Source organism: Streptomyces sp. NBC_00287 (assembly GCF_036173105.1).
In the GTDB taxonomy this organism is placed as follows: Bacteria; Actinomycetota; Actinomycetes; order Streptomycetales; family Streptomycetaceae; genus Streptomyces.
Genome location: NZ_CP108053.1, coordinates 2,953,161 through 2,975,800 on the forward strand (window position 1 = coordinate 2,953,161; position 22,640 = coordinate 2,975,800).

General features: G+C 69.9%; 22 protein-coding genes and 1 tRNA gene. 13 read left to right on the forward strand and 10 right to left on the reverse strand.

The annotated features are described in order from the left end of the window. Positions 1-15: 15 nt before the first annotated feature. Positions 16-597, reverse strand: a complete 582-nt coding sequence (locus tag OHT76_RS13485; protein ID WP_328871049.1) for a TMEM165/GDT1 family protein — start codon at positions 595-597, stop codon at positions 16-18. 368 nt (positions 598-965) lie between these two features. Here OHT76_RS13485 and OHT76_RS13490 point away from each other — a divergent pair, with 368 nt between their 5' ends. The 4 genes from OHT76_RS13490 (at position 966) to OHT76_RS13505 (ending at position 6,005) form a co-directional block, all read left to right on the forward strand. Then, positions 966-1,610, forward strand: coding sequence for an HNH endonuclease family protein (locus OHT76_RS13490; RefSeq protein WP_328871050.1), 645 nt, complete (start codon positions 966-968; stop codon positions 1,608-1,610). A gap of 73 nt (positions 1,611-1,683) precedes the next feature. Continuing rightward, a complete protein-coding gene (locus tag OHT76_RS13495) occupies positions 1,684-3,324 on the forward strand; it encodes an alkaline phosphatase D family protein (protein WP_328871051.1) in 1,641 nt (546 codons plus the stop codon). 268 nt (positions 3,325-3,592) lie between these two features. Beyond that, positions 3,593-5,515: an FAD/NAD(P)-binding protein gene (locus OHT76_RS13500; protein ID WP_328871052.1), complete on the forward strand. Its 1,923-nt coding sequence runs from the start codon at positions 3,593-3,595 to the stop codon at positions 5,513-5,515. 52 nt (positions 5,516-5,567) lie between these two features. Beyond that, positions 5,568-6,005 carry a DoxX family protein gene (locus OHT76_RS13505; RefSeq protein ID WP_328871053.1) on the forward strand — a complete coding sequence of 146 codons (438 nt, stop codon included), beginning with the start codon at positions 5,568-5,570 and terminating at the stop codon, positions 6,003-6,005. 53 nt (positions 6,006-6,058) lie between these two features. On the opposite strand, the gene OHT76_RS13510 is transcribed toward OHT76_RS13505, so the two are convergent. Continuing rightward, positions 6,059-6,592 carry a superoxide dismutase family protein gene (locus OHT76_RS13510; RefSeq protein ID WP_328871054.1) on the reverse strand — a complete coding sequence of 178 codons (534 nt, stop codon included), beginning with the start codon at positions 6,590-6,592 and terminating at the stop codon, positions 6,059-6,061. 181 nt (positions 6,593-6,773) lie between these two features. On the opposite strand from OHT76_RS13510, the gene OHT76_RS13515 reads away from it, so the two are divergent. Continuing rightward, on the forward strand, positions 6,774-7,373 hold the full coding sequence (locus OHT76_RS13515; protein ID WP_328871055.1) for a DedA family protein: 600 nt from the start codon (positions 6,774-6,776) through the stop codon (positions 7,371-7,373). A 145-nt stretch (positions 7,374-7,518) separates the two neighbouring features. Continuing rightward, complete coding sequence (gene helR, locus OHT76_RS13520) at positions 7,519-9,687, forward strand: RNA polymerase recycling motor ATPase HelR (RefSeq protein ID WP_443049784.1); 2,169 nt, start codon at positions 7,519-7,521, stop codon at positions 9,685-9,687. Here the strand turns inward: helR and OHT76_RS13525 are convergent. After that, positions 9,664-10,011, reverse strand: coding sequence for a hypothetical protein (locus tag OHT76_RS13525; protein ID WP_328871056.1), 348 nt, complete (start codon positions 10,009-10,011; stop codon positions 9,664-9,666). The two genes, helR and OHT76_RS13525, sit on opposite strands and share 24 nt — an antisense overlap. 85 nt (positions 10,012-10,096) lie before the next feature. On the opposite strand from OHT76_RS13525, the gene OHT76_RS13530 reads away from it, so the two are divergent. Beyond that, positions 10,097-10,606: a GNAT family N-acetyltransferase gene (locus tag OHT76_RS13530; protein ID WP_328871057.1), complete on the forward strand. Its 510-nt coding sequence runs from the start codon at positions 10,097-10,099 to the stop codon at positions 10,604-10,606. Between the two features lies 1 nt (position 10,607). Beyond that, on the forward strand, positions 10,608-10,973 hold the full coding sequence (locus tag OHT76_RS13535; RefSeq protein WP_328871058.1) for an iron chaperone: 366 nt from the start codon (positions 10,608-10,610) through the stop codon (positions 10,971-10,973). A 16-nt stretch (positions 10,974-10,989) separates the two neighbouring features. Here the strand turns inward: OHT76_RS13535 and OHT76_RS13540 are convergent, their stop codons facing one another. Next, on the reverse strand, positions 10,990-11,886 hold the full coding sequence (locus tag OHT76_RS13540; RefSeq protein ID WP_328871059.1) for a ketopantoate reductase family protein: 897 nt from the start codon (positions 11,884-11,886) through the stop codon (positions 10,990-10,992). Positions 11,887-11,999: 113 nt separating this feature from the next. Between OHT76_RS13540 and OHT76_RS13545 the strand changes: the two genes are divergently transcribed. Then, positions 12,000-12,230 (forward strand): DUF2277 domain-containing protein, encoded by a 231-nt coding sequence (locus OHT76_RS13545; protein WP_328871060.1) that lies wholly within the window; start codon positions 12,000-12,002, stop codon positions 12,228-12,230. 48 nt (positions 12,231-12,278) lie between these two features. On the opposite strand, the gene OHT76_RS13550 is transcribed toward OHT76_RS13545, so the two are convergent. Then, a tRNA-Val gene (locus tag OHT76_RS13550) sits at positions 12,279-12,350 on the reverse strand. A gap of 163 nt (positions 12,351-12,513) precedes the next feature. Between OHT76_RS13550 and OHT76_RS13555 the strand changes: the two genes are divergently transcribed. The 3 genes from OHT76_RS13555 to OHT76_RS13565 all read left to right on the forward strand — a co-directional run bounded on the left by OHT76_RS13555 (position 12,514) and on the right by OHT76_RS13565 (position 14,960). Further along, positions 12,514-13,284: a DUF4097 family beta strand repeat-containing protein gene (locus tag OHT76_RS13555; RefSeq protein WP_328871061.1), complete on the forward strand. Its 771-nt coding sequence runs from the start codon at positions 12,514-12,516 to the stop codon at positions 13,282-13,284. A gap of 77 nt (positions 13,285-13,361) precedes the next feature. After that, positions 13,362-14,744: a hypothetical protein gene (locus OHT76_RS13560; protein WP_328871062.1), complete on the forward strand. Its 1,383-nt coding sequence runs from the start codon at positions 13,362-13,364 to the stop codon at positions 14,742-14,744. A 9-nt stretch (positions 14,745-14,753) separates the two neighbouring features. Next, positions 14,754-14,960 (forward strand): FmdB family zinc ribbon protein, encoded by a 207-nt coding sequence (locus tag OHT76_RS13565; RefSeq protein ID WP_328871063.1) that lies wholly within the window; start codon positions 14,754-14,756, stop codon positions 14,958-14,960. An 88-nt stretch (positions 14,961-15,048) separates the two neighbouring features. On the opposite strand, the gene OHT76_RS13570 is transcribed toward OHT76_RS13565, so the two are convergent. Genes OHT76_RS13570 through OHT76_RS13580 form a run of 3 tightly spaced genes read right to left on the reverse strand, consistent with a single transcriptional unit; the run spans position 15,049 to position 19,557 of the window. Then, positions 15,049-15,861 carry an HAD family hydrolase gene (locus tag OHT76_RS13570; RefSeq protein ID WP_328871064.1) on the reverse strand — a complete coding sequence of 271 codons (813 nt, stop codon included), beginning with the start codon at positions 15,859-15,861 and terminating at the stop codon, positions 15,049-15,051. Continuing rightward, on the reverse strand, positions 15,861-18,368 hold the full coding sequence (locus OHT76_RS13575; RefSeq protein ID WP_328871065.1) for a phosphoribosyltransferase: 2,508 nt from the start codon (positions 18,366-18,368) through the stop codon (positions 15,861-15,863). Before OHT76_RS13575 ends, OHT76_RS13570 begins: the two co-directional genes overlap by 1 nt. Before the next feature lie 22 nt (positions 18,369-18,390). Further along, positions 18,391-19,557: an HpcH/HpaI aldolase/citrate lyase family protein gene (locus tag OHT76_RS13580; RefSeq protein WP_328871066.1), complete on the reverse strand. Its 1,167-nt coding sequence runs from the start codon at positions 19,555-19,557 to the stop codon at positions 18,391-18,393. A gap of 186 nt (positions 19,558-19,743) precedes the next feature. On the opposite strand from OHT76_RS13580, the gene OHT76_RS13585 reads away from it, so the two are divergent. Further along, the gene (locus OHT76_RS13585; RefSeq protein ID WP_328871067.1) at positions 19,744-20,544 is read left to right on the forward strand and encodes a TerD family protein; all 801 of its coding nucleotides are present in this window, start codon (positions 19,744-19,746) and stop codon (positions 20,542-20,544) included. Positions 20,545-20,547: 3 nt separating this feature from the next. On the opposite strand, the gene OHT76_RS13590 is transcribed toward OHT76_RS13585, so the two are convergent. Next, positions 20,548-21,288, reverse strand: a complete 741-nt coding sequence (locus OHT76_RS13590; protein ID WP_328871068.1) for a TerD family protein — start codon at positions 21,286-21,288, stop codon at positions 20,548-20,550. Positions 21,289-21,375: 87 nt separating this feature from the next. Then, the gene (locus OHT76_RS13595; protein WP_328871069.1) at positions 21,376-22,518 is read right to left on the reverse strand and encodes a DUF475 domain-containing protein; all 1,143 of its coding nucleotides are present in this window, start codon (positions 22,516-22,518) and stop codon (positions 21,376-21,378) included. Positions 22,519-22,640 lie beyond the last annotated feature (122 nt).

Here is a 22,640-nt window from a genome sequence, read left to right on the forward strand (position 1 = left end):
AGCTCACCCCGAAGCTCACCCGGCGATCGCCTCCCACAAGCTCCACACCCCGAGTCCCACCATCAACAACGCCGCCACCTGCGTAATCAACTTCAACGGCACCCGCTTCATCAGCGCCTTCCCCCCGACGATCCCCAGCCCGGCCACAGCCCACAGCGCCAGCACCGCCCCAAGCCCCACCGACAACGGATCGTCGTACCGCGCAGCCAGATTCGCCGTCATGATCTGCGTAAGATCACCGAACTCGGCAACGAGAATCAGCATGAACCCGGCCCCGGAGACCTTCCAGAAGGACTGGTTCTCCGGCTTACGGATCTCCTCGTCGTCCTCGTCCTTCTTCAGCAGCAGCATCGCCGCGCCACCCAGGAAGAGCACACCGGTCAGCGCGTGCACGATCTGCTGAGGCAGCAGCGTCAGGACACTGCCCGCCGCGACGGCCAGCGTCACATGCAGCGCAAACGCGGCGGCGACACCGACAAAGACGTACGACGCCCGATACCGCGTACCGAGCACAAGCCCCGCAAGCGCCGTCTTGTCCGGCAGTTCCGCGAGAAAGACGACGCCGAAGACGAGCGCCATCACACTGAAGCTGATCAAGGTTCCTCAATCGGTCGGGGCTGCCCCACCGAGAGTGCAGTAACTCCTCGAAAAGAAGACACCTCGGCACGGCAGCACACGGAAAATGCACTGCGTTGCCGAAGGTCTCGCTGGCAGGAACCCCGTCCAAAAAAGACGCGGTCCGCCTCCGGGCGCCGGCTCAGACGAGCTGAGCAGTATGTCGACGGTCCGGCGAAGAGCTACTCCCCTTCTGCGCCGACCATCCTACGTGATCGTTCGACCGTAAACCTTGTCATGTCATGCCCGCGTCATTAACTTCTCACGCAACGCACACCTGGAAGCAACACGGCGCCGCGAGGCTTCTCCCGCTCGCACGCCCAACACCCCCACACTCCAAGGGAGTTCGCATGCCGAAGTTCTACGCGCGTCGACGCCTGAGCATACTCGCCGCCTTCACCGGCCTCATAGCCTCCGTCGGCCTTTTCAACGGCCCGACCGCCTCCGCCGCCCTCCCCACCCCGGTCAGCGCCGCGACGGCCCGCACCTACCTCGCCTCCCTCACCGTGGCCACCGAGGACCGCACCGGCTACAACCGCGACCTCTTCCCGCACTGGATCACCCAGTCCGGCACCTGCAACACCCGCGAGGTCGTCCTCAAGCGCGACGGCACGAACGTCGTCCAGGACTCCGCCTGCGCCGCCGTCAGCGGCAGCTGGTACTCCCCGTACGAGGGCGCCACCTGGACCGCCGCCTCCGACGTCGACATCGACCACCTGGTCCCGCTGGCCGAGGCCTGGGACTCCGGCGCCGACAGCTGGACCACCTCCCGCCGCCAGTCCTTCGCCAACGACCTGACCCGCCCGCAGCTCATCGCGGTCACCGACAACGTCAACCAGTCCAAGGGCGACCAGGACCCGGCCACCTGGATGCCGTCGCGCACCGCCTACCGCTGCACCTACGTCCGCGCCTGGGTCCAGGTGAAGTACTACTACGACCTCTCCGTGGACTCCGCCGAGAAGAGCGCGCTCACCAGCTACCTGAACGCCTGCTGAACGAAGATCCCGGAACCTCCCCACCGGCCTCCGTCGTTCCGTACCGTACGGGGCGACGGAGGAAGGTGACCGCGTGGCTGAACTGCGGCTGGGACCGCTGCTGAGATACGCCGACGGCTCGTCCGCGACCGTCTGGGTCGAGACGAGCCGTCCGTGCACCGCCGAGGTGCGCGGCGAGCAGGGCGCGGGCGGCACGTCCCGGACCTTCCAGGTCGCGGGTCACCACTACGCGCTCGTCGAGGTGACCGGCCTCACACCGGGCACCTCACAGTCGTACGACGTCTTCCTCGACGGCACGCGCGTGTGGCCGCTCCCGGACTCCCGTTTCCCGCCCTCGGTGATCCGCACCCCGGCCGAGGACGACACCGTCCGGGTCGCCTTCGGTTCCTGCCGCTGGGCCGCCCCGCCGGAGGGTGAGAACGACCCGGTGGGCCCGGACGCCCTGGACACCCTCGCGGCCCGGATCGCGGCCGAGCCGGACGGTGAACGCCCGGACGTCCTGGTGCTGCTCGGCGACCAGGTGTACGCCGACGAGGTCTCCGAGGACACCCGCCGCTGGCTCGCCGCCCGCCGCGATCTGAGCGAGCCGCCGGGCAGCGAGGTGGCGGACTACGAGGAGTACACCCGCCTCTATTACGAGTCCTGGCTCGACCCCGAGGTGCGCTGGCTGCTGTCCACCGTCCCCAGTTGCATGATCTTCGACGATCATGACGTGATCGACGATTGGAACACCTCCGCCTCCTGGCTCGCCGAGATGCGGGCCACCCCCTGGTGGCGCGAGCGCCTGCTGAGCGGCCTGATGTCGTACTGGGTCCACCAGCACCTGGGCAATCTCACCCCGGCCGAGCTGGCCACCGACCCGCTCTACGCAGCCGTACGCGAAACCCCCGACGGCACCGACGAGTTGCGCGCCTTCGCCTGCGCGGCCGACGCCGACCCGGACTCCGTGCGCTGGAGCTACCGGCGCGACTTCGGCCGGGTACGCCTGCTGATGGTCGACACCCGCGCGGCCCGCGTCCTCGACGAGCAGCACCGCGCCATGATCGACCCGGGCGAGGCCGAGTGGCTGCGCGAGCAGATACACGACGGGCGCGGGGCCTACGACCATCTCCTCATCGGCACCTCGCTGCCCTGGCTGCTGCCGCACCTGGTCCATGACGCCGAGGCCTGGGACGCCGCGCTGTGCCGGGGTGAACGGGGCGAGCGCTGGGCCCGGTTCGGGGAGCGGCTGCGGCGGGCTGCGGATCTGGAGCACTGGGCGGCGTTCCCGGCGTCCTTCGACGCGCTGGCGGAGGCGATCCGCGAGGCGGGCTCCGGGCCCGGGGCGCCGGCGACGGTGTGCGTGCTGTCGGGGGACGTGCATCACGCGTACGTGGCCGAGCCGACCTGGCCTGGCGAGGGCGGGCCCGATGCCCGGGTCGTCCAGCTGACCTGCTCACCCGTCCACAACTCCATCCCGCTGTACATCCGCCTCGGGTTCCGGTTCGGGTGGAGCGCGGTCGCGCGGGCGCTGGGGCGGCGGATCGCGGGGCACGGCGGGGTGCCACGCCCGCCCATCGACTGGCGCCGCACGGGCGGACCCTGGTTCGGCAACCAGCTGATGACACTGGTGATGCACGGACGTTCGGCGTCGCTGAAGCTGGAGCAGGCGCGACCCGTGAAGGGTGGCGGGGCGCGGCTGCGGAAGGTCGCGGAGTCGGAACTCACCCCGTAGTTTCAGGGCATCGCGGAGTGCGAACTCAGCCCGTAGTTTCGGGGCGTCACGGAGTGCGAACTCAGCCCGCAGTTTCGGGGCATCGCGGAGTGCGAACTCAGCCCGTAATACGCCCCTTTCGGGTGGTTGTCACACCCGTGGCCCCCGATACCCCTGATGCCAGTGACGCATCCCACAGTCCCCGCACCCCGGGCCCGGATCCACCCCCTCCCGACGGCATGATGAGGCGGACCGTCCGCTTCCAGCGGAGCCGGTGATCCGCCCGCCCATGCGCCCCACCCGCCCGGGAGTCACCCCCTTGTCTGCACCGACCACGGACCCCGCACCCCTCTCCGTCGCCGTGGTCGGCGCCGGCCCGCGCGGCACCAGCGTCCTGGAACGCCTGTGCGCCTCCGCCCCGGAGCTCCTCCCGCCGGGCGCCGAGCTGACGGTCCATGTGATCGACCCCGCCCCGCCGGGCCCCGGACACGTCTGGCGCACCGCCCAGTCGCCCGAGCTGCTGATGAACACCGTGGCCTGCCAGGTGACCCTGTTCACCGACGACAGCGTGGACTGCTCGGGCCCCCTGCGCCCGGGCCCCAGCCTGTACGAATGGGCGGCCGGCGCGCTCGGCCCCGACGAGTACCCGACCCGTGCCCAGTACGGCCGCTACCTGGAGTGGGTGTTCGCCCGTACGGTCCGCGAGGCGCCGCCCTCGGTCCGCGTCGAGACCCACCCGGCCCGCGCGACACGCCTCGACGACGCCCCCGACGGCCGCCAGACCCTCACCCTCGACAACGGCCGCACCCTGACCGGCCTCTCGGCGGTCGTCCTCGCCCAGGGCCACCTCCCGACGGCCCCCGACGCCACACAGCGCGGAACGACCGCGTACGCCCAGGAGCACGGCCTGCGCCACACCCCGCCCGCGAACCCGGCCGACGTCGACCTGTCGGCCGTACTCCCCGGCGAACCGGTGCTGTTGCGGGGCCTCGGTCTCAACTTCTTCGACCACATGGCCTTGTTGACCACCGGTCGGGGTGGCCGCTTCGTCCCCGCCGAGGACGGGCTGCGGTACCTGCCCTCCGGCAACGAGCCGCGCCTGTACGCCGGTTCACGCCGAGGCCTGCCGTACCAGGCGCGCGGCGACAACGCCAAGGGCCCCTACGGCCGTCACCTCCCGCTGGTTCTCACACCCGAGGTGATCGCCGCCTTCCGCAAGCGCGCCGACTCCGGCGAGGCACCGGACTTCCTCACCGAGATATGGCCGCTGGTCGCGAAGGAGGTGGAGACCGTCTATTACGAGGCACTGGCCGGTGCCTCTCCGGACTTCACCGACCGTTTCCTGGCCGCCCCGCACCGCAGCCCCCAAGAGGCCGCCGTACTGGACGAGTTCGGGATACCCGAGGCCGACCGCTGGTCCTGGGACCGGATCTCCCGGCCGTACGCGGGCCGGGACTTCGCCGGTCCCGAGGACTGGCGCGGCTGGCTGCTGACGTATCTGCGCGAGGACGCTGAGCAGGCCGCCCTCGGCAATGTGGCGGGACCGGTGAAGGCGGCCCTCGATGTGCTGCGCGATCTGCGCAACGAGCTGCGGCAGATCGTGGACCACGGCGGACTGCCCGGTGCCTCCCGCCGAGACCATCTGGACCGCTGGTACACCCCGCTCAACGCGTTCCTCTCCATCGGCCCGCCCCGGCGCCGTATCGAGGAGCTGGTGGCCCTGCTGGAGGCGGGCGTGGTGGAGGTGCTCGGGCCGCGGCTCGAGGTGCGGGAGGAGGACGGGGCGTGGGTCGCGCACTCCCCGGCCGTGCCGGGCTCGGCGGTCCGCGTCACCACGCTCGTCGAGGCGCGTCTCCCGGAACCGGACCTGCGGCGCACGGCCGACGAACTCCTCGCCCGGCTGCTGAAGACCGGACAGTGCCGTCCGCACACGGTCGACGGCTACGAGACCGGCGGTCTTGACGTGACCGGGCGGCCGTACTACTTGATGGACCGTCAAGGTCGGCCGCACGCACGGCGGTTCGCGTTCGGGGTGCCGACCGAGGGCGTCCACTGGGTGACCGCGGCCGGGGCCAGGCCGGGGGTGGATTCGGTCACACTTTCGGACGCCGACGCGGTGGCGAGGGCCGCGCTGCGTACTACTACGGCGGGGGCCGGAGCGGCCGAATCTCGGCTGAATGTTGAACTTGCAAGCATCATTAGGCCTGCCTAGCCTAGGGGGCTCACAGGAACACCCGTCCCCATGGCCCCTAGGAGCCCCCCACATGACCGGACGCCTCAACAGCGCCCAGCCGTATGCCCTCGGCCTGTTCCGCATAGTCGTCGGACTGCTCTTCACCTGCCACGGCGCCTCCTCGCTCTTCGGTGTGCTCGGCGGCCAGACCGTCGACACCGGCGCCTGGCCCAACTGGTACGCCGCCGTCATCGAGTTGGTCGGCGGCAGCCTGGTGCTGCTCGGCCTCGCCACCCGCGCCGCCGCGTTCATCTCCTCGGGCGCGATGGCGTACGCCTACTTCAAGGTCCACCAGCCGGAGGCCCTGTGGCCCATCGAGAACAGCGGTGAGGGTGCCGCGATGTTCTGCTGGGCCATGTTCCTGCTGATCTTCACCGGCTCCGGCGCCTTCGGCCTGGACCGGCTGTTCGCCAAGCGCTCCTCGGCGGGACGCGAGCCGGCTGCCGAGCAGACGCCCGTCGCCGCCTGACGCACCGACGGCGCCCGTCCCGGTGGGGACGGGCGCCGTCGCCTTCTCGTCCCTCAGGCGACCCAGCCGAACGGCACCGTGAAACAGCCCACCCGGCCGCCCTTGCTGCCCGGCGCGTCATGGATGACGACGGACGCGGCCTCACCCTGCCTGAAGCCCCACGAGTGCTGCGCCCGCGCCTGGCCCGCGCCGCGCTCGTCGGCGGTGAAGTCCAGCCACACCTCGTTCTCGGCGTTGACGTGATGCGCCTGCGAGGAGACCACGTGCTGGTAGTGCCCGCCCGCGGCCATCGGATCGGCAGCGCAGGGCTTCTTGTGCACATGGACGCCGTACGCGTGCCCGGGCTTCAGGCCCGTGACCCGCATCCGCACGCTCGTCGCACCGCCGCTCGTCATCCGCTGCTCGACCTCGATCCACGAGGCGGCGGGGACCAGCTTCATGTCGTACGTCAGCGCCGCCGAGCGGACGAAGGCACCGGGAGGCGCGAACTGCGCGTCCGTCCGCATCGAGTAACCACCGGCGCCGTCACCGCCGCCGACGGCGAGCACGGCCGCCGCGAGGGCGCCCGCGCATATACCTGCCACCATGATCTTCCTAACGTTGCTGGATTTCGGGACCCCCGCTCCGTGCTACGGGACACCCGCGAGCCCCGCCCCCCGGGACCGGCAGCCGGGTGAACATCACGTGTTGAACACACAAGGCACCTGTGAATCACCCGTCACTCCGTGCCGCGTACGCTGTACAACCACGGGGGAAACGGGGAGTCGGGTGCTGGAGAGTTTCGAAAGTGTTGGATCACTGGCCGCCAGTCCATGGATTTACGGGGTCGTAGCCCTGTCGGTCCTGCTGGATGTGTTTGTGCCGGTCCTGCCGAGCGGCGTACTGGTGATCATGGCCGCCACGACCACGGCAGCGGGTACGGCCGCCCAGGTCCCGGACGTCCTGGCGCTCACGCTCTGCGCCGCGACCGCGTCCGTCCTCGGCGACCTGGTGGCCTACCGCCTCGCCTGGCACGGCGGCGCCCGACTGGACCGCGCCATCGCCCGCTCCCGGCGCCTGACGACCGCGCAGGAACGTCTCGGCGCCGCTCTCTCACGGGGCGGCGGCGCCCTGGTCGTCCTCGCCCGCTTCGCCCCGGCCGGCCGCTCGGTGGTCTCGCTCGCCGCCGGTGCCGCACGCCGCCGCGCCCGCGAATTCCTGCCCTGGTCGGCGCTGGCGGGCCTGTCCTGGGCGACGTACAGCGTCGCGCTCGGCTACTTCGGCGCCCAGTGGATGGGGACGAGCTGGCTGGCGACGGGGGTATCCCTGGGGGCTCTGGTGGCGGCGGGCGCGGGGGCCACGTATCTGGTGCGGCGGCGGCCGGCCTGAAGCCCGCACACAACAAAGGCAAGGGAGAATGTTTCCCTTGCCACTCTCAACTTATAGCTGATGGGGGGCCTTGCGGCAAGGCCCCCCTCATGCCGCAGAATCGCTCCCTCAAAGCCGGTAGCTGCGGAAATGAGTGATTCACGAAGTGAGTGCTTCTTTGTCGATCGACCTGTCCAGTGAGAGCGCGTTCGACCTTCCCGAGCGTCTGGCCGCCAAGGCCGACCCCGCGTTGATCGCCGCCGACGAGCGGCACTTCGCGGCCATCGCGGAGAGCCTGGAGCAGACGATCGCCGAGCTGTCCGACCAGCTCGCCGCCGAGCTCAGGGCGCCGGGCGGGGCGGGCCGCGCGGCGATGGACCGGGACGCGGAGGTCCACCGGCTCACCGGCCGGCTGCGCGCCCTGCGGCGCTTCGGACTCGATCTGGTCCTCGGCCATATCGTCGGAGCCCAGGACCAAGAGCCCGTGTACATCGGCCGGTTCGGCCTCACCGACGCCACCGGCCGCCGCCTGCTGCTCGACTGGCGGTCCCCGGCGGCCGAGCCGTTCTTCGCCGCCACCCATGGCAACCCGATGGGCCTCGCGAGCCGCCGCCGGTACCGCTGGAAGAGCGGCCGGATCAGCGACTACTGGGACGAGGTGTTCACCACCGACGGCCTCGAGGGACACGCGGCCCTCGACGACCAGTCCGCCTTCATCGCCAGCCTCGGCACCAACCGCTCGGACCGGATGCGCGATGTGCTCGCCACCATCCAGTCCGACCAGGACGCCATCGTCCGCGCCGGATCACGCGGCGCCCTCGTCGTCGACGGCGGCCCGGGCACCGGCAAGACCGTCGTCGCCCTGCACCGCTCCGCCTACCTCCTCTACTCCGACCCCCGCCTGGGCCACCGGCGCGGCGGCCTGCTCTTCGTGGGCCCGCACCAGCCGTATCTGTCATACGTCTCCGATGTCCTGCCCAGCCTCGGCGAGGAGGGCGTACAGACCTGCACCGTGCGGGACCTCGTCGCCGAGGGTGCCGAAGCGCCGGAGGAGACCGACCCCGAGGCGGCCCGTCTGAAGTCGTCCGCGGACATGGTGCGGGCGATCGAGAAGGCCGTCAGGTTCTACGAGGATCCGCCCACCGAGGGCATGACGGTCAGCACCCCCTGGGCCGACGTCTGGCTCAGCGCCACCGACTGGGCCGAGGCGTTCCAGGCACCGGGGCCGAGCACACCGCACAACGAAGGCCGCCAACTGATCTGGGCGGAACTGGTCACGATCCTGCTCGACAAGCACGACGCCGACATCCCGCCCGAGCAGTTCCGCAGGGCCTTGCAGCACGACACGGAGCTGGTCGAGACGCTCGACCGGGCCTGGCCGCTGCTGGAAGCGGCCGACCTCGTCGGCGACCTGTGGTCGGTGCCCGCCTATCTGCGGCTGTGCGCGCCCTGGCTCGCCCCCGACGAGGTCCGGCTCCTGCAGCGCAAGGCGGCACCCCAGGCCTGGACGATGTCCGACCTGCCGATCCTGGACGCCGCGCGGCAGCGGCTCGGCGACCCGAAGGCGGCCCGGCGCAAGCGCCGGCAGCAGGCCGTCCTCGACGCCCAGCGCGACCGTATGGCCCAGGTCGTCGAGAACCTGATCGCGGCCGACCACGACGGCGAGGGCCTGATGACCCAGCTGCGGCGCGAGGACTTCCAGCGCAATCTGGTCGACGAGTCCGAACTGACCACCGCCGACCCCGACTTGCTCGCCGGACCGTTCGCGCACATCGTCGTGGACGAGGCGCAGGAACTGACCGACGCCGAGTGGCAGATGCTGCTGCTGCGCTGCCCGTCCCGCAGCTTCACGATCGTCGGCGACCGCGCCCAGGCCCGGCACGGCTTCACGGAGACCTGGCAGGAACGGCTCGCACGGATCGGCCTGGACCGGGTCGAGGTGGCGTCCCTCAGCGTCAACTACCGCACCCCGGAAGAGGTGATGACGGAGGCCGAGCCGGTGATCCGGGCGGTGCTGCCGGACGCCAACGTGCCGACCTCCATCCGGAGTTCGGGCGTCCCGGTCGTGCATGGCTCGGTCGCGGAGCGGGACGGGATCATCGCCGAGTGGCTGGACGCGAACGACGACGGGATCGCCTGCGTCATCGGCGACCCGACGTTCGAGGCGACGCCCCGGGTCCGGTCGCTGACCCCGTCGCTGTCGAAGGGTCTGGAGTTCGACCTGGTGGTGCTGGTGGACCCGGAGCGATTCGGCGAGGGCATCGAAGGAGCGGTGGACCGCTATGTGGCGATGACTCGCGCGACCCAGCGGCTAGTCGTCCTCACGAGCTCCTGATGCGGGGTGGGCGTGCTTGGCCTTCATCCGGGCGTCCACCCGATCCTGCGCGGTGACCTCGGCCCAGAAGCGATGGGTACTGACGAACACCGCGAGCTCGTGCTCACGCTGCCTCAGCTTCTCCACGGCTGCCTGCTCATCGGCGGTCCAGCCGGGGGAAGCGGGCCGCTCGATCTTCCGCCAGCCGTTGTCGTCACTGAAACCGTCCAGCGGCTCGACCGACCAGGGCAGCCGCTTGAGCAGGGCCGACAGCTCGGCCCGGACCTGATGCAGCTCCTCCTGACCGGCGAGGAGGTCACTCGGAAAGTCATAGGTCGTTGCCACGGCGGCAATGGTACGCCTGTTCGATTTTGGGTGGCGAGTTGCTTCGCGGGGTTCATACGAACGGGTGCCTGACCAAAATGGACCCATGACGAACCCACACTGGACCGCACGCCCCGAGACCGGCGCCGACGCCGACGCCGTCCGTGAGATCGTCCTCGCCGCGTTCGAAACGCCACTGGAGGCCGACCTGGTGGACACGCTGCGGACCGACGACGCCTGGATCGACGGCCTGTCGTACGTCAGCACCGACACCGACGGCGAACCCGTCGGCTACGCACTGCTGACCCGCTGCCACATCGACGACGTTCCGGCCCTGTGCCTCGCCCCCGTCGCCGTACACCCCCACCACCAGCGCACCGGCGCAGGTTCGGCCGCGATCCGAGCGGCACTGGGGGCGGCGAAGGACCAAGGCGAACGCTTCGTCACGGTGCTCGGCCACCCCGCGTACTACCCGCGCTTCGGCTTCGACCGCGCCTCCGCCCACGGCATCACCGTGACCTTCGACGTCCCCGACGAGGCCCTGATGGCCCTCTCCCTGCACGCCGACCCGCTGCCCACCGGGACGATCCGCTACGCCAAGCCGTTCGGCATCTGACATGCGCAGCGAAGCAACGGACGTCGACGGCTACCTGACCGAGCTACCGGAAGACCGCAGAGGGCCCCTGACCCGGCTCCGGCAGCTGTGCCGCACGGAACTCACCGGCTACGACGAGGTGATGGCGTACGGCATGCCGACGTACGCCCATGACGGCGGCGAGGCGGAGATCGCCTTCGCGTCACAGAAGCAGTACATCTCCATCTACCTCATGCGCACCGACGTCCGGGAAGCGTTCGAGGAACGGCTGGCCGGACAGGACATGGGCAAGGGATGCCTGCGCTTCCGCAAGCCCGACACCATCGACTTCGACCTCGTACGGGACCTGCTGCGGGCGACGGCGAAGGGGCCGGGCAAGATCTGCTGACGGCCCCTTCCGGCCGTCAGTGCCCGGCGGCCCTGAGCTCCTGGACGAGACGAGCCGTCACGGGTACGGCGATGCCGTGCCGGTCGGCCGCACGCAGCAGCGCCCCACCGATCGCGTCGAGCTCGATGGGCCGACCCGTCTCGGCATCACGCTGCATGGAGGACTTGGTGGCGGCCGGGAAAGCGTCGTAGCGGGTGAGAGCCTGCCCCGGATCGGCCGGACCACCACACGCCCGACTGACCGCGGCGGCCTCGTCGACGAGAGCCGTGAGCTCCTCGCGGTACCGCGTGCGCACCCCGCCCAAGGGGAGTCCGTACCGGGTGGTGAGCAGGGCGAGGGGCGCGAGGAACGACATCTTGGCCCACAGGGCGGCTGTCTCGTCCTCCAGCACCCGAGTCGTGGGCCCGGCCTCCCCGAGCACCTGAGCCAACGACTCCAGCCGCTCACGCGCCACCGAATCCCCGGCGAGATCGATCTCCGCGAAGGGACTGCCGTGCTCGATCACCCCCGGGGCGACCCGGGTGGACTCGACCCGGATGACAGCGGGCGCGACGAGATCGGAGCGGTGGTGGGCCCGCAGGACGGCAGGATGCTCGACACCATTGAGGAACGGTACGAGGAGGGCGTCGCCCAGCGCCTTGGCCGGAATCCGCTCCAGGGCCGCGTCGAGGGAGGTGTGCTTGACGGCGATCAGACAGACGTCCACGGGCTCACGCAGCGCGGTGTCCGCTTCGACGGCCGCGCTGAAGTCCCCGTAAAGCCCACTGCGCACCTGAATCCCGGAGTCCCGCAGCCTGCCGGCCGTCTCCTCGCCGGCCAGACAGACAACCCGGTGCCCGGAACGGGAGAGCAAGCCGCCGAGCAGCCCCCCGATGCCACCGGGCCCGAGTATCGCGACGGTGAGGTTGGTCATGGGTGTCCCTTCGTCGGTCGGCCCCGTCTGTCGGTGGCCGCCTCGGGGCGATCATGACATCTCCGTCGGGCGCACGGGAGCGGATTGTCAGTGCCGGGAGTCAGACTGGACACATGTGCCGCAGCATCAAGACACTCCGCCCCCCGGTCCTCCCCGAAGAGGCAACCGAAGAAGAAATCAGGGCCGCAGCCCTCCAATACGTCCGCAAGGTCTCCGGCTTCCGAGCCCCGGCGGCCCACAACCAAGAAGTCTTCGACCGAGCGGTCGACATCATCACCGAGGCCACGGCAGACCTACTGGCAGGCCTGGAGATACGAGGCCAGACAGCCCGCAAGGCCGGCTGACACAGAAGGCCCCGGCCATAACGGCCGGGACCTTCTGCTGATCCTCGGTGGGCGCGGACGGTTTCGAACCGCCGACATCCTGCTTGTAAGGCAGGCGCTCTACCCCTGAGCTACGCACCCAGGATGAGTCGACAGCCTACCTTGCCCGGGGCACTGCCCCGCAAACCCGGGGGTTAACCCCACCCGGGATCCGGGAGCGTCCCGGATCCCCGTGCAGGCCGTGGCTCCATACGGTCGAAGAGGCTCGTGGGAGCCTCTTCGACCGTTGCTGGGGGAGATCGTCATGGCCCGTGTTCTGGGTGCTCGTGTTGCTGTTGTGGGTGGGGTTGTCGCCGTGTTTGTCGCGGGGCTGGTCGGGTGTGGGGCCTCTGCTGAGGATGACAAGGAGCCGGAGCGTCGTAGCTTCGGGCTTGAGGGGCGGACGCTCGTCGTTGACTCCGATGACTCGGCGCTGGAGATTGTGGCTTCTGATGATCATCCGGCGGGGGAGATCCAGGTCACCCGGTGGTTCGAGGGGTCCGTCACCGTGGGGAGCGAGCCCAAGGTGACCTGGGGGATGGAGGGCGATCGGCTGACCCTGCGGATGAAGTGTTCCGGTGTGATCGCCGACTGTTCGGCCAAGCATCGGATCGAGGTGCCGCGCGGGGTCGCCGTCGAGGTGGAGGACGGGGACGGGAGTGTGTGGGCGCAAGGGTTCGAGGACGCGCTGAGTATTCGTACCGGGGATGGGTCTGTGCATGTCACTGATTCCACGGGGCCGCTGCGGCTGCGCTCCGGGGACGGGTCCGTGCGTGCTCAGGTCGACTCGCGTGAGGTGCGGGCGGAGAGTGGTGACGGGTCGGTGAACCTCGAACTCGGTGCCGTGCCCGACCTGGTGGAGTCCCGTAGCGGCGACGGGTCCGTGACGATCGAGGTGCCGCGGGCGACGTACCGGGTGACGACCGAGACCGGCGACGGTGGGGTGGAGGTGGACGTGCCCCGGGACGAGCGCAGTGCGCATGTGGTGAGCGCGCGGACCGGCGACGGCAAAGTCACGGTCCGAACCGCGAACTAACCGGCCCGTGTGTTCGTCCTTAACCGGTGGGAGAATGACAGCGCCGGGCAGGGCGGACCACAGCACGGGAGAGGGATGTGACGGCGACACCTTCGCAGTCGGACTCGCCGTTGGTGCCGCGCGCACCCCGTCACCGTGCCCTCCTGGACACCCTCACCCTGATCTCCCTCCCGCTGGTCGCCGCGCTCGTGCTGCCCGCCGCGTTCGCCGGCGGAGGCACCCGGCGCTGGTTCGGCGGGCGCGCCGAGAGCCAGCGGGCCGAGGCGCAGGCCGCGAAGGACGCCGCGGCGGCCGCGTTCTACGAACTCGACACCGCCCAGCGCGATCTGCGGATCTCGATCGAGACCATCACCGCCGTCGACGACTCCCCCGCCGCGCACCGGGCGGTCACCGACTTCGACGCGATCAGCAGACGTATCGACGAGGCGAGCCATCAGTACATCCAGGCAGTCGACGCCCATGACCTGGACCGGGACGATCTGGAGGCCTCGGTCGCCGCGCAGGCGCGCACCGCGCTGACCAAGGCCAAGGAGGAGCTGGTCCGGGTCAAGGGGGACCTGGACCGTTTCGAGGACGGGCTCGGGCCGCTGCTCGGCAAGGCGGAGACCCAGCTGGCCCGGCTGGCGCCCGCCGTGGAGCGCGCCCGGCAGGGGCTGCTCGCCGCGTCCAACGCACTGGACGCCGTACGGTCATCGGGGCTGACGGCGGACGACCTCGCGGCGCGGCTCGCGGCTCTCGCGCCTGAGCTGACCAAGTTGAACCAGGGTGCCGGCCAGCATGGTGTGCCGCAGACGCTGGAGCGGGCGGAGCGTGTCGCGCGGGAGGCCGAGGCGGTGCGCGTGGAGGCCGACCGGCTGCCGGAGCGGGCCGCCGAAATCGATCATCGGCTGGTGTCCCTGCGGACTCGGGCGCAGGCCCTCACCACGCGTTCCGGGCAGGTCGAGCCGGTGCTCAGTGAGTTGCGGCGGCGGTTCACGATCGCCTGCTGGCAGGACCTTCAGGGGGTGCCGGATCAGGCTACGGACAATGTGCGGCAGGCCGAGCTGAAGCTGAAGGAGGCGCAGGCGGCGCGGGACGAGCAGCGGTGGCCGGATGCGACGGCGCTGTTGTCCACGGTTCGGGCGCTGCTGAACTCCACCGACGAGTCGGTGTCGGCCGCGGGTGACCGGCTGCGGCGGCTGAACGCCGTACAGAAGGATCCGCAGGCCGAGATCGATCGCTCGCGGTTCGCCATCCGGGATGCGCAGCGGCTGGCGATGGCCGGGCGGAACACTCCGGATCCTCGGCATGCGCGGCCGCTGGACGACTCGGTGGCTCGGCTGGAGCGGGCCATTGGGACGTTGGAGGGGCGGCACCCTGACTACTGGCATTTCCTGATGGAGATGGAGGGGGTGCGGCGGACGGTGGCTCGGGTGGTCTCGCAGATCCGTGAGGAACGGGGCGGTGGCTCCGGCGGTTAATCTGTGGGCATGCCTCGCTATGAGTATCGGTGCCGGAGCTGCGGTGACGTGTTTGAGCTGAGTCGGCCTATGGCCGAGTCCGGTGATCCTGCGAATTGTCCTTCGGGGCATGACGACACGGTGAAGCTGTTGTCGACGGTGGCCGTGGGTGGCAGTGCGAGTGCGCATGCGCCTAGGGCCGGTGGGGGATGCTGCGGTGGGGGTTGCTGCGGCTGATTGGGCGTCTGCAGGTTCGTCGTGGCTGGTCGCGCAGTTCCCCGCGCCCCTTTGTGGGGGGCTCTGCCCCCCACACCCCCGCGAACGCCTAGTTCGGCGTCCTCGTCTCCTTCAAGAACTCCCGCAGGATCCTCTCCCCCGCCAGCACCCCCCGCTCCGGCAACGCGCTGATGCCGGGTGCCGTCCACTCCGCGTCCGCCAGTTCCCCGTGCCCGGGGCGCCAGCCCTTGTCCGCCGCGAGCAGCAGGTCCGCGTCCAGCAGGGAGTCGCCCGCCGCCAGCGTCAGGTCCGCGCCCGTGCGTCGGGCCAGTTCGTGCATCGCGGCGCTCTTCGTCAGCGGCTTCGGTACGGCGTAGATCTTGCGGCCCTGGAGTGAGACCGTCCAGCCGCGGTTCTCCGCCCAGACCGCCAGTTCCTTCACCCACTCCTCGGGGAGCAGTTCGCGCTCCACGACCAGGTAGACGAAGAGGTCCTCGGCGACTCGGTGCTTGCGTACCCACATCGGGTCCGCCGTCGCCATCAGGTGCTCGCGGACCTCGTCGAGGGGGGCGCATTCGTCGGCCAGGCGGGCCGTGACCCGTGCCTGCCACTCGGGGTCGGAGACGCCGTCCACCAGGAGGTGGCCGCCGTTGGCGCAGATCGCGTACTTCGAGGGCGGGCCGGGGAGGTTGATGCGCTGGTACTGCTTGCGGGTGCGGGTCGTGGTCGGTACGAAGAGCGCCGCGTCGCCGAGTTCCGCCAGCAACTGCGAGGCGGTTTCGGTCATGTACGACAGGGGCTTACTCTCGTGCACCTCGACGCACAGCAGCCGGGGCGCCCGCGCGTCCGGCATGGTCAGCGCGAGGGCCGCGGAGGAGTAGATGAGCGTACGGTCCAGATCGCTCGCCACCAGCACCGGCATCAGAGGGTCACCGCCTTGCCGTCGGCGCCCGTCGCGCCCCGCGTGTACTTGGGGTGGATCAACCCCACGCAGGTGTACGGCAGTTCGGCGACCTCTTCCACCGGGACCCCTCTCTGTTCGGCGAGCAGTCGGACATGGTCCAGGTCGGCCCCGGCCCCCGCTCGCGCCAGGATCTTCCACGGCACCCGGCGCAGCAGCACGCGCGTGGTCTCACCGACGCCGGGCTTGACGAGGTTCACGTCGTGGATGCCGTACTCCTCGCTGATGCGCTCAACTGCCGCCCAGCCCTCCCAAGTCGGCGCCCGGTCGGCCGACAGCAGCTCCTTGGCCTGGGCGTCCACCGCGTCCGCGACCTCGGGGAAGCGGGCGGAGACGGCGTCCAGGAAGGCCACCGAGACATCGGCGCCGGCGAGTTCGCGGTAGAACTTCGCGCCGTGGAAGTCGTTCGGGCCGACCAGGTCCGCGCGCAGCACGGTGCGGGAAATCAGGCCGGACACGGTCGAGTTGAGGCATGCGGACGGGATCAGGTAGTCCTCGCGGGTGCCGTACGTCCGTACGCAGGAGCCCGGGTCGGCCAGTACCGCGATCTCCGGGTCGAAGCCGGTGACGCCCTCGGCCGCCTCGAACTCCTCGATGGCGACGGCCAGTTCGCGGGTGATCGCGCCCTTGCCGGTCCAGCCGTCGACGAAGACGACATCGCGCGGGTCGTGGTGGGCGGCCAGCCAGCGCAGCGCGTTGGCGTCGATACCGCGGCCGCGCACGATGGAGACGGCGTAGTGCGGCAGGTCCAGGCCGTGGCGGTGCTGGGCCCAGCGGCGCATCAGGACGCCTACGGGTGTGCCCGCGCGGGCCAGCGAGACCAGTACGGGGCGCGGGGAGCGTTCGGCGAGCACGACCTCCGTGACGGCGCCGACGGCCTGCGCGAGCCGGGACGCGGTCTCCTCCAGCGCGGTCTGGAACAGCTCCTGGTACTGCTGGCTCGGCTGGTACTCCACCGGCAGCGACTCCGCGTAGTGCGCGCCGCCGCTCTGGATGGCCTCCTCGCGCTCCTCGGTCGGCGCCTCCAGGGTTACGTCGGAGAGGTCCTGGAGCAGCCAGCCGACGTCCTCCGGGGCGTACGAGGAGAAGGCGGGGCCGCGGAGGGGCTCGGGCAGCATCGAGGGCCTTTCGGGTACGTACAGGGGCTCGGGGGCGTAGGAGGGTACGACGGCGAGCAGGACGTGCGGGGTGTGGGCGGAGAGCTGCGCGAGCAGGCCGTTGGGGGCGTGCAGTTCGGGGGTGTCGGCGGTGGAGTCGACGACGGCGACGATCGCGTCGAAGCCGGCGCCTGCGACGTTGTAGGCGTAGCGGTCGCCCGGGCCGTCCGCCGGGGCGTCGTGGGCCGGGAAGACTATGCGGCTGCGTATCGCGTAGCCGGGGTCGTCCACCGCGAGGACCGGTGAGCGGGTGGTGGTGGAGTAGCGGATCTCGGCGTCGGTGACCTGCTCCAGCTCGCGGGCGAGGCGGAGGGGGGTGTACATCAGCTCTTCGAAACCGAGGATGTGCACGCGGTGTGTATCTGCCGGCAGTGCCTCTGCGAGCCTGGCGGCCATGGCGGGGAGGGCGTTTTCCAGGCGTATTCGATGCGCGGGGGTGAAGCCGTGCCTTCCGCCGTCGGGGAGGCCTCGGGGCCAGCGCAGGTCGACTCGGGTGATCCGGTCGCTCTTCGGCTGCGGGCCGGTGGGGGCTGGGCGCGCCCACGCGGCGGTAGCCGCAGATTCAACACAGCCCCGCGCCCCTAGGTGGGATTCCTCGTACCTGGTTACAAGGTCCTGCCCCTTCTCCAGGACCCCTTCCGGCAGGCTTACGGTCCCCGACGCCGCCGCCACCAGATCCACCCTCGCGCCTATCTCCCGCGCGAACTCCTCCAGCCGTCCCGCGTCCGCCGGCGAGCGCATGTCGACCAGGGCGACCACGACGTACCGGCGACGCGGATACCGCTGATGCAGGTCCCGGATCGTGTTCAGGACCGTGTTCCCCGTGGAGAACTCGTCGTCCACCAGGACCAGCGGGCCGTTCCCGACCAGCAGGGCCGGGTCCTCCGGTAGCAGCAGATGCGAGGTCGCATGGGAGTGGGACTCCTCGAAGCCGCCCGCGGGGGCGACTCCGGGGACCGGGCGGCGGGTGGAGTGGAGGTAGGGGGCGAGGCCGATGCCGTCGGCGACCGAGTGGCCGAGGCCCGTCGCGGTCTCCGCGTAGCCGAGGACGACCGCGGTGGCCGCCTCCTCGGCGCCCAGCAGGTCCCGCACTCGTCGGCCGAGGGCGAACCCATGGCCGTAGACCACGGTCGGTGACTGCGGGATGTGTTTGCCGAGCACATGGGATACGAGGAGATGCGCCCGCTTGGGGTTGCGGCGCAGCGCGAGTCCCAGCAGGTCCTTCAGCGTGTCGTCGCCCTGGAGTTCGACCCCGAGCCGCTCGGCGACCCAGGTGCCGGACCAGACCCCGTTGTTCACTGCCTTGTTCATGCGTCCCTTGGTTGTCAGGTGTTCAGCCGGGGATTCCGGCGGCGAGCAGCTCGACGAAGCCGACGTCCTCGTTGGCCACACCGAAGACCTCGGCGCGCAGCAGGGTCCGCTCGGCCCAGGCGCGGTGCGGCTTCACTTCGTTCATCTTGTTCGTGTACGCCGAGCGCAGCACGCCCCCGCCGCCGCGCTCGGGCCGCAGGATGTCCTGGGCGTCGCTGAACTCCTCGTGGCTGACCACGGACAGGGCGTGCACGGGGAGGACGTGGGAGGGGTGGATGCAGGTCTTGCCGGTGAGGCCGTTGGCCTGGTCGAGGGCGATCTCGCGGAGCAGTCCGTCCATGGCGTGCTCGATGAGGGCCTCGCGCAGCTCCTCGGCCTGGCCCTCCAGGAAGGGGCTGCGGCGCAGCTGAGGCTTGAACATACGTTCCTGCACGCGGAAGTACTCCCACACCGGGCCGGTCACGGTGAACCCGGTGCCGTCGGCCCGGCCGAGCATGTTGACCACGTCGGCGATGACGGAGGCGACGATCTGGACGTCGTACGCCGTCATGTCGGGAGCCCGGCGCAGACCGTAGGAGGAGCAGAAATCGGTCACGCCGAGACGCAGCGCGAGCACTCTTTCACGATACTTGTCGACCGCCCTGGAGATGCCTTCCAGCGTCTCCACGCGGGACTCGCGGAACAGCAGCTCGGGCGACTCCAGCACGGGCATGGCGAACAGTCGCCGCCCGCTCTGCGCCTCGGCGCTCGCCAGCGCCTCCAGGAAGGGGATGCCGCGCTCCTCGGTGAACTTCGGCAGCACGAATCCGGACAGCAGCTGTACGGCGGGGCCGATCCGTCGTACCAGGTCGGGGATCTGCTCGGGGGTACGCACCCGGATGAACAGCAGCGGCAGGTCGGCCCGCTCCTGCCCCGCGAGGTCGGTGAACTGGCGGACCAGGTTCTCCTCGCCCGCCGCGACGTCCTCGTCGCCGATCGAGTCCTCCAGGCACAGCACCATCGAGACCACGCCGCGTGCGGCCTGTTTCAGGACGTCGTCCGCGAGCCTCGGCCGGGTGGCCGGGCTGTACAGCGTGGCGCCCAGGGCGGTGGAGAGCAGCCGGGCCGAGGAGTCCGCGTCGAACTCGCACGGCTCCCGGTGGAACAGGCGCTGCCGCACCTCAGGGGCGATGTGCCCGAAATGACGCATAAAACTCCCCCGTGGTGGCTGAGCGACCCCTGTGATCCGTTCACAGGTGGCCGGTAATAGTACGTAGGGTCCTATGTCAGGGGTTCCCGCAGGGCATGAATTTCTGGTAACGCAGGTGCGGACACCGTCAGGTGATCATGTACCCCCGCGTTGTCGTGATCACTACCGAGAGGGCAGGATGACCGCATGACGCACGCGATGCTGAAGGGGTCGAACGTCCCGCTCGAAGCCACGACCGTACGTGCCGTGCTCCGCTGGGCGCCCGGGCAGGGGGTCCCGGATGTCGATGCCTCGGCGCTGCTCCTCGGCCCCGACGGTCGTGTGCGATCCGACGAGGACTTCGTTTTCTACAACCAGCCCCGTCACCCCTCCGGGAAGGTCTGGCGGCTCGGCAAGAAGCGGGTCGCCGAGGGCCTCACCGACACGATCCAGACAGATCTCTCCGGTGTCGAGCCCGACGTCAGCCAGATTTATCTGGTCGCTTCGGCGGAGGGCGCCACGTTCGACCTCGTACGGTCGCTGCGCATCCTGCTGTACGACGCGTCGGCCGCCGACGGCGAGCCCCTGCTGCACTTCGACATCAAGCCGGAGACGGGCGAGGAGACGGCCCTGATCTGCGGCGAGCTGTACCGCCGTGGCGAGGGCTGGAAGTTCCGCGCCCTGGGCGAGGGCTACTCGAACGGCCTGGAGGGCCTGGCGACCGACTTCGGCATCTCGGTGGAGGAGGCTGAGGCGGCGGCAGAGGAACCGACGGAGGAGCCCAAGTCCCAGCCGCTGCCTCCCGAGCAGCCGACAACGGCGGTTCCGCCGCAACCGTCGTACGGCTATCCCCAGGCGCCGCCGCCCACGGCCCCGGCCTACGGCTACCCGCAGCCCGCCAGCCAGCCCCAGGCCCAGGGCGGCTACGGCTACCCGCCCCCGGTGGCCCCGGTCCCGGCCGGAGAATTCCGCCTGCCGCCGCAGGGTCCACAGTTCATCGGCCGGTAAGGGCTACCGCTCGGACTTCGCCTTGTAGCCCCGCCCCCACTGCAACCCCCACCCGTACAACCGATCGAGCTCGGCCTGAAACCCGTACACGAACTTGACCTCACGCCGAACGAAGAGCTCCCCCTTCACGTTCTCGATCATCACCACCGCACAGGACCGGGCCTGCGGATGCCGCTCGTCCAGCCCGATCTCGATCCGCGGCCCGTTGCTCGGAAACAGCGTGACCATCGCCTGAGTACGGTCGAACGCCGGCGTCTGGTCGTAGATGTACACAAAGACCAGCAACCGCTTGATGTGCTCGCGCTGATCGAGATTGACGTACATCGTCTCCCCGGACGCCGACCCGAACCGGTCGTCCCCGCTGAGCTTGACGTACGGCGGTGCGTTGACGTCCCCGAGGAAGCCGCCCAGGGGTTGCACCACGCCCTTCGAGCCGTCGGTCAGCTCATACAGGCACCCGAGGTCCAGGTCGACATTGACCATGCTCTGGCTGTGCCCGATGACCTCCGGCGGCTTGAGCGCCTTGAACGGATGCCGCAGCAGACTCTCCCGCTGCGGCCCGCCTATGTCGGAGCTCCGCATCCGCCAGTTCAGATTGATCCGCAGATGCCCGGTGGCCGCGCCCTGCTTGGTGAGGGAGACCTGCCCATGCCGTTTGGTCAGCTCGATCGCGTTGCTCGCCGCGCTGCCCGAGTCGAACTGGGCGGCGCGTCCATTCCACAGCAGCCCGTCAAACAGGCCCATTCCCGCCCCCACACACAGTGAAAATACCGACGGGGCGGCCGGAGGCCCGGCCGCCCCGCACAGAAGCGTTCCTCACTCAGCAGGCTGTCACACCCCGGACGAGACCTCAGTCTTGTCCGAGTCCGTCGCTTTTCCCTCAGCGGCCGCCAGCGCGCGGTTGCGGCGCACGGAGGACCAGAAGGACCAGCCGATCAGGATGACACCGATGGAACCGGTGATGAGCTCGCTGATCTCGTACTGGATGGTGATCAGCAGGATCGCGGCGAGGGCGCCGATGGCGTAGTGCGCGCCGTGCTCCAGGTAGACGTAGTCGTCGAGCGTGCCCTGGCGGACCAGGTAGACGGTGAGCGACCGGACGTACATGGCGCCGATGCCGAGGCCGAGGGCCATCAGCACGATGTCGTTGGTGATGGCGAAGGCGCCGATGACACCGTCGAAGGAGAAGGACGCGTCCAGGACCTCGAGGTAGAGGAACATGAAGAACGCGGCCTTGCCGGCCAGGACGATCGCCGGGCGTGGCTTGCCCTCGCGCTCCGCCGCTTCCTCCGCCTCGTGCTCGCGCTCCTCCTCTTCCTCGAGCTTGTCCTCGAAGTAGCTCGAGAGACCGCCGACGATCATGTACGTGATAAGACCGGCGACGCCGGAGAGCAGAACCGTCTCTGCCTTGTCCGCGCTGCCCGCATGCAGATGGGCGTGGGTCGCGAAGGTCATGGAGGTGGCCAGCAGGACGATCAGCGCGATGCAGACCGACAGCATGTCGACCTTGCCGAGCTTGGCGAGCGGGCGCTCGATCCAGCCGAGCCACTTGATGTCCCGCTCCTCGAAGATGAAGTCGAGGAAGATCATCAGCAGGAACATACCGCCGAACGCCGCGATCGACGGGTGGGCGTCGGTGACGAGCTGTTCGTAACGGTCCTTGTCGGTCAGAGCGAGGTCGACGGCCTCGAGCGGGCCCATCGAGGCGCTGATGGCGACGATGACGACAGGAAAGACCAGCCGCATACCGAAGACAGCGATCAAGATGCCGATCGTCAGGAAGATCTTCTGCCAGAAGGCATTCATCTTCTTCAGGATTCCGGCGTTGACCACTGCGTTGTCAAAAGACAGCGAGATCTCAAGGACGGAGAGGATCGCCACGATGCCGAAGGCGGTCCACCCCCCGATGAGGACCGCTGCGACGAGGCCGAGCGCGGTGACCGCGAACGACCAGCCGAAGGTTTTCAGAACCACTGGCTACCCAATCCTGTATGTACGGGTCTCCCCCGCGCCGTACTCGGCTTTACGAACTTTTGAAGCCGAAGTCTAGTCGGCCCCCCTTCGCCGCCCACCCTGGCCCGGCTTTTGCTCATATC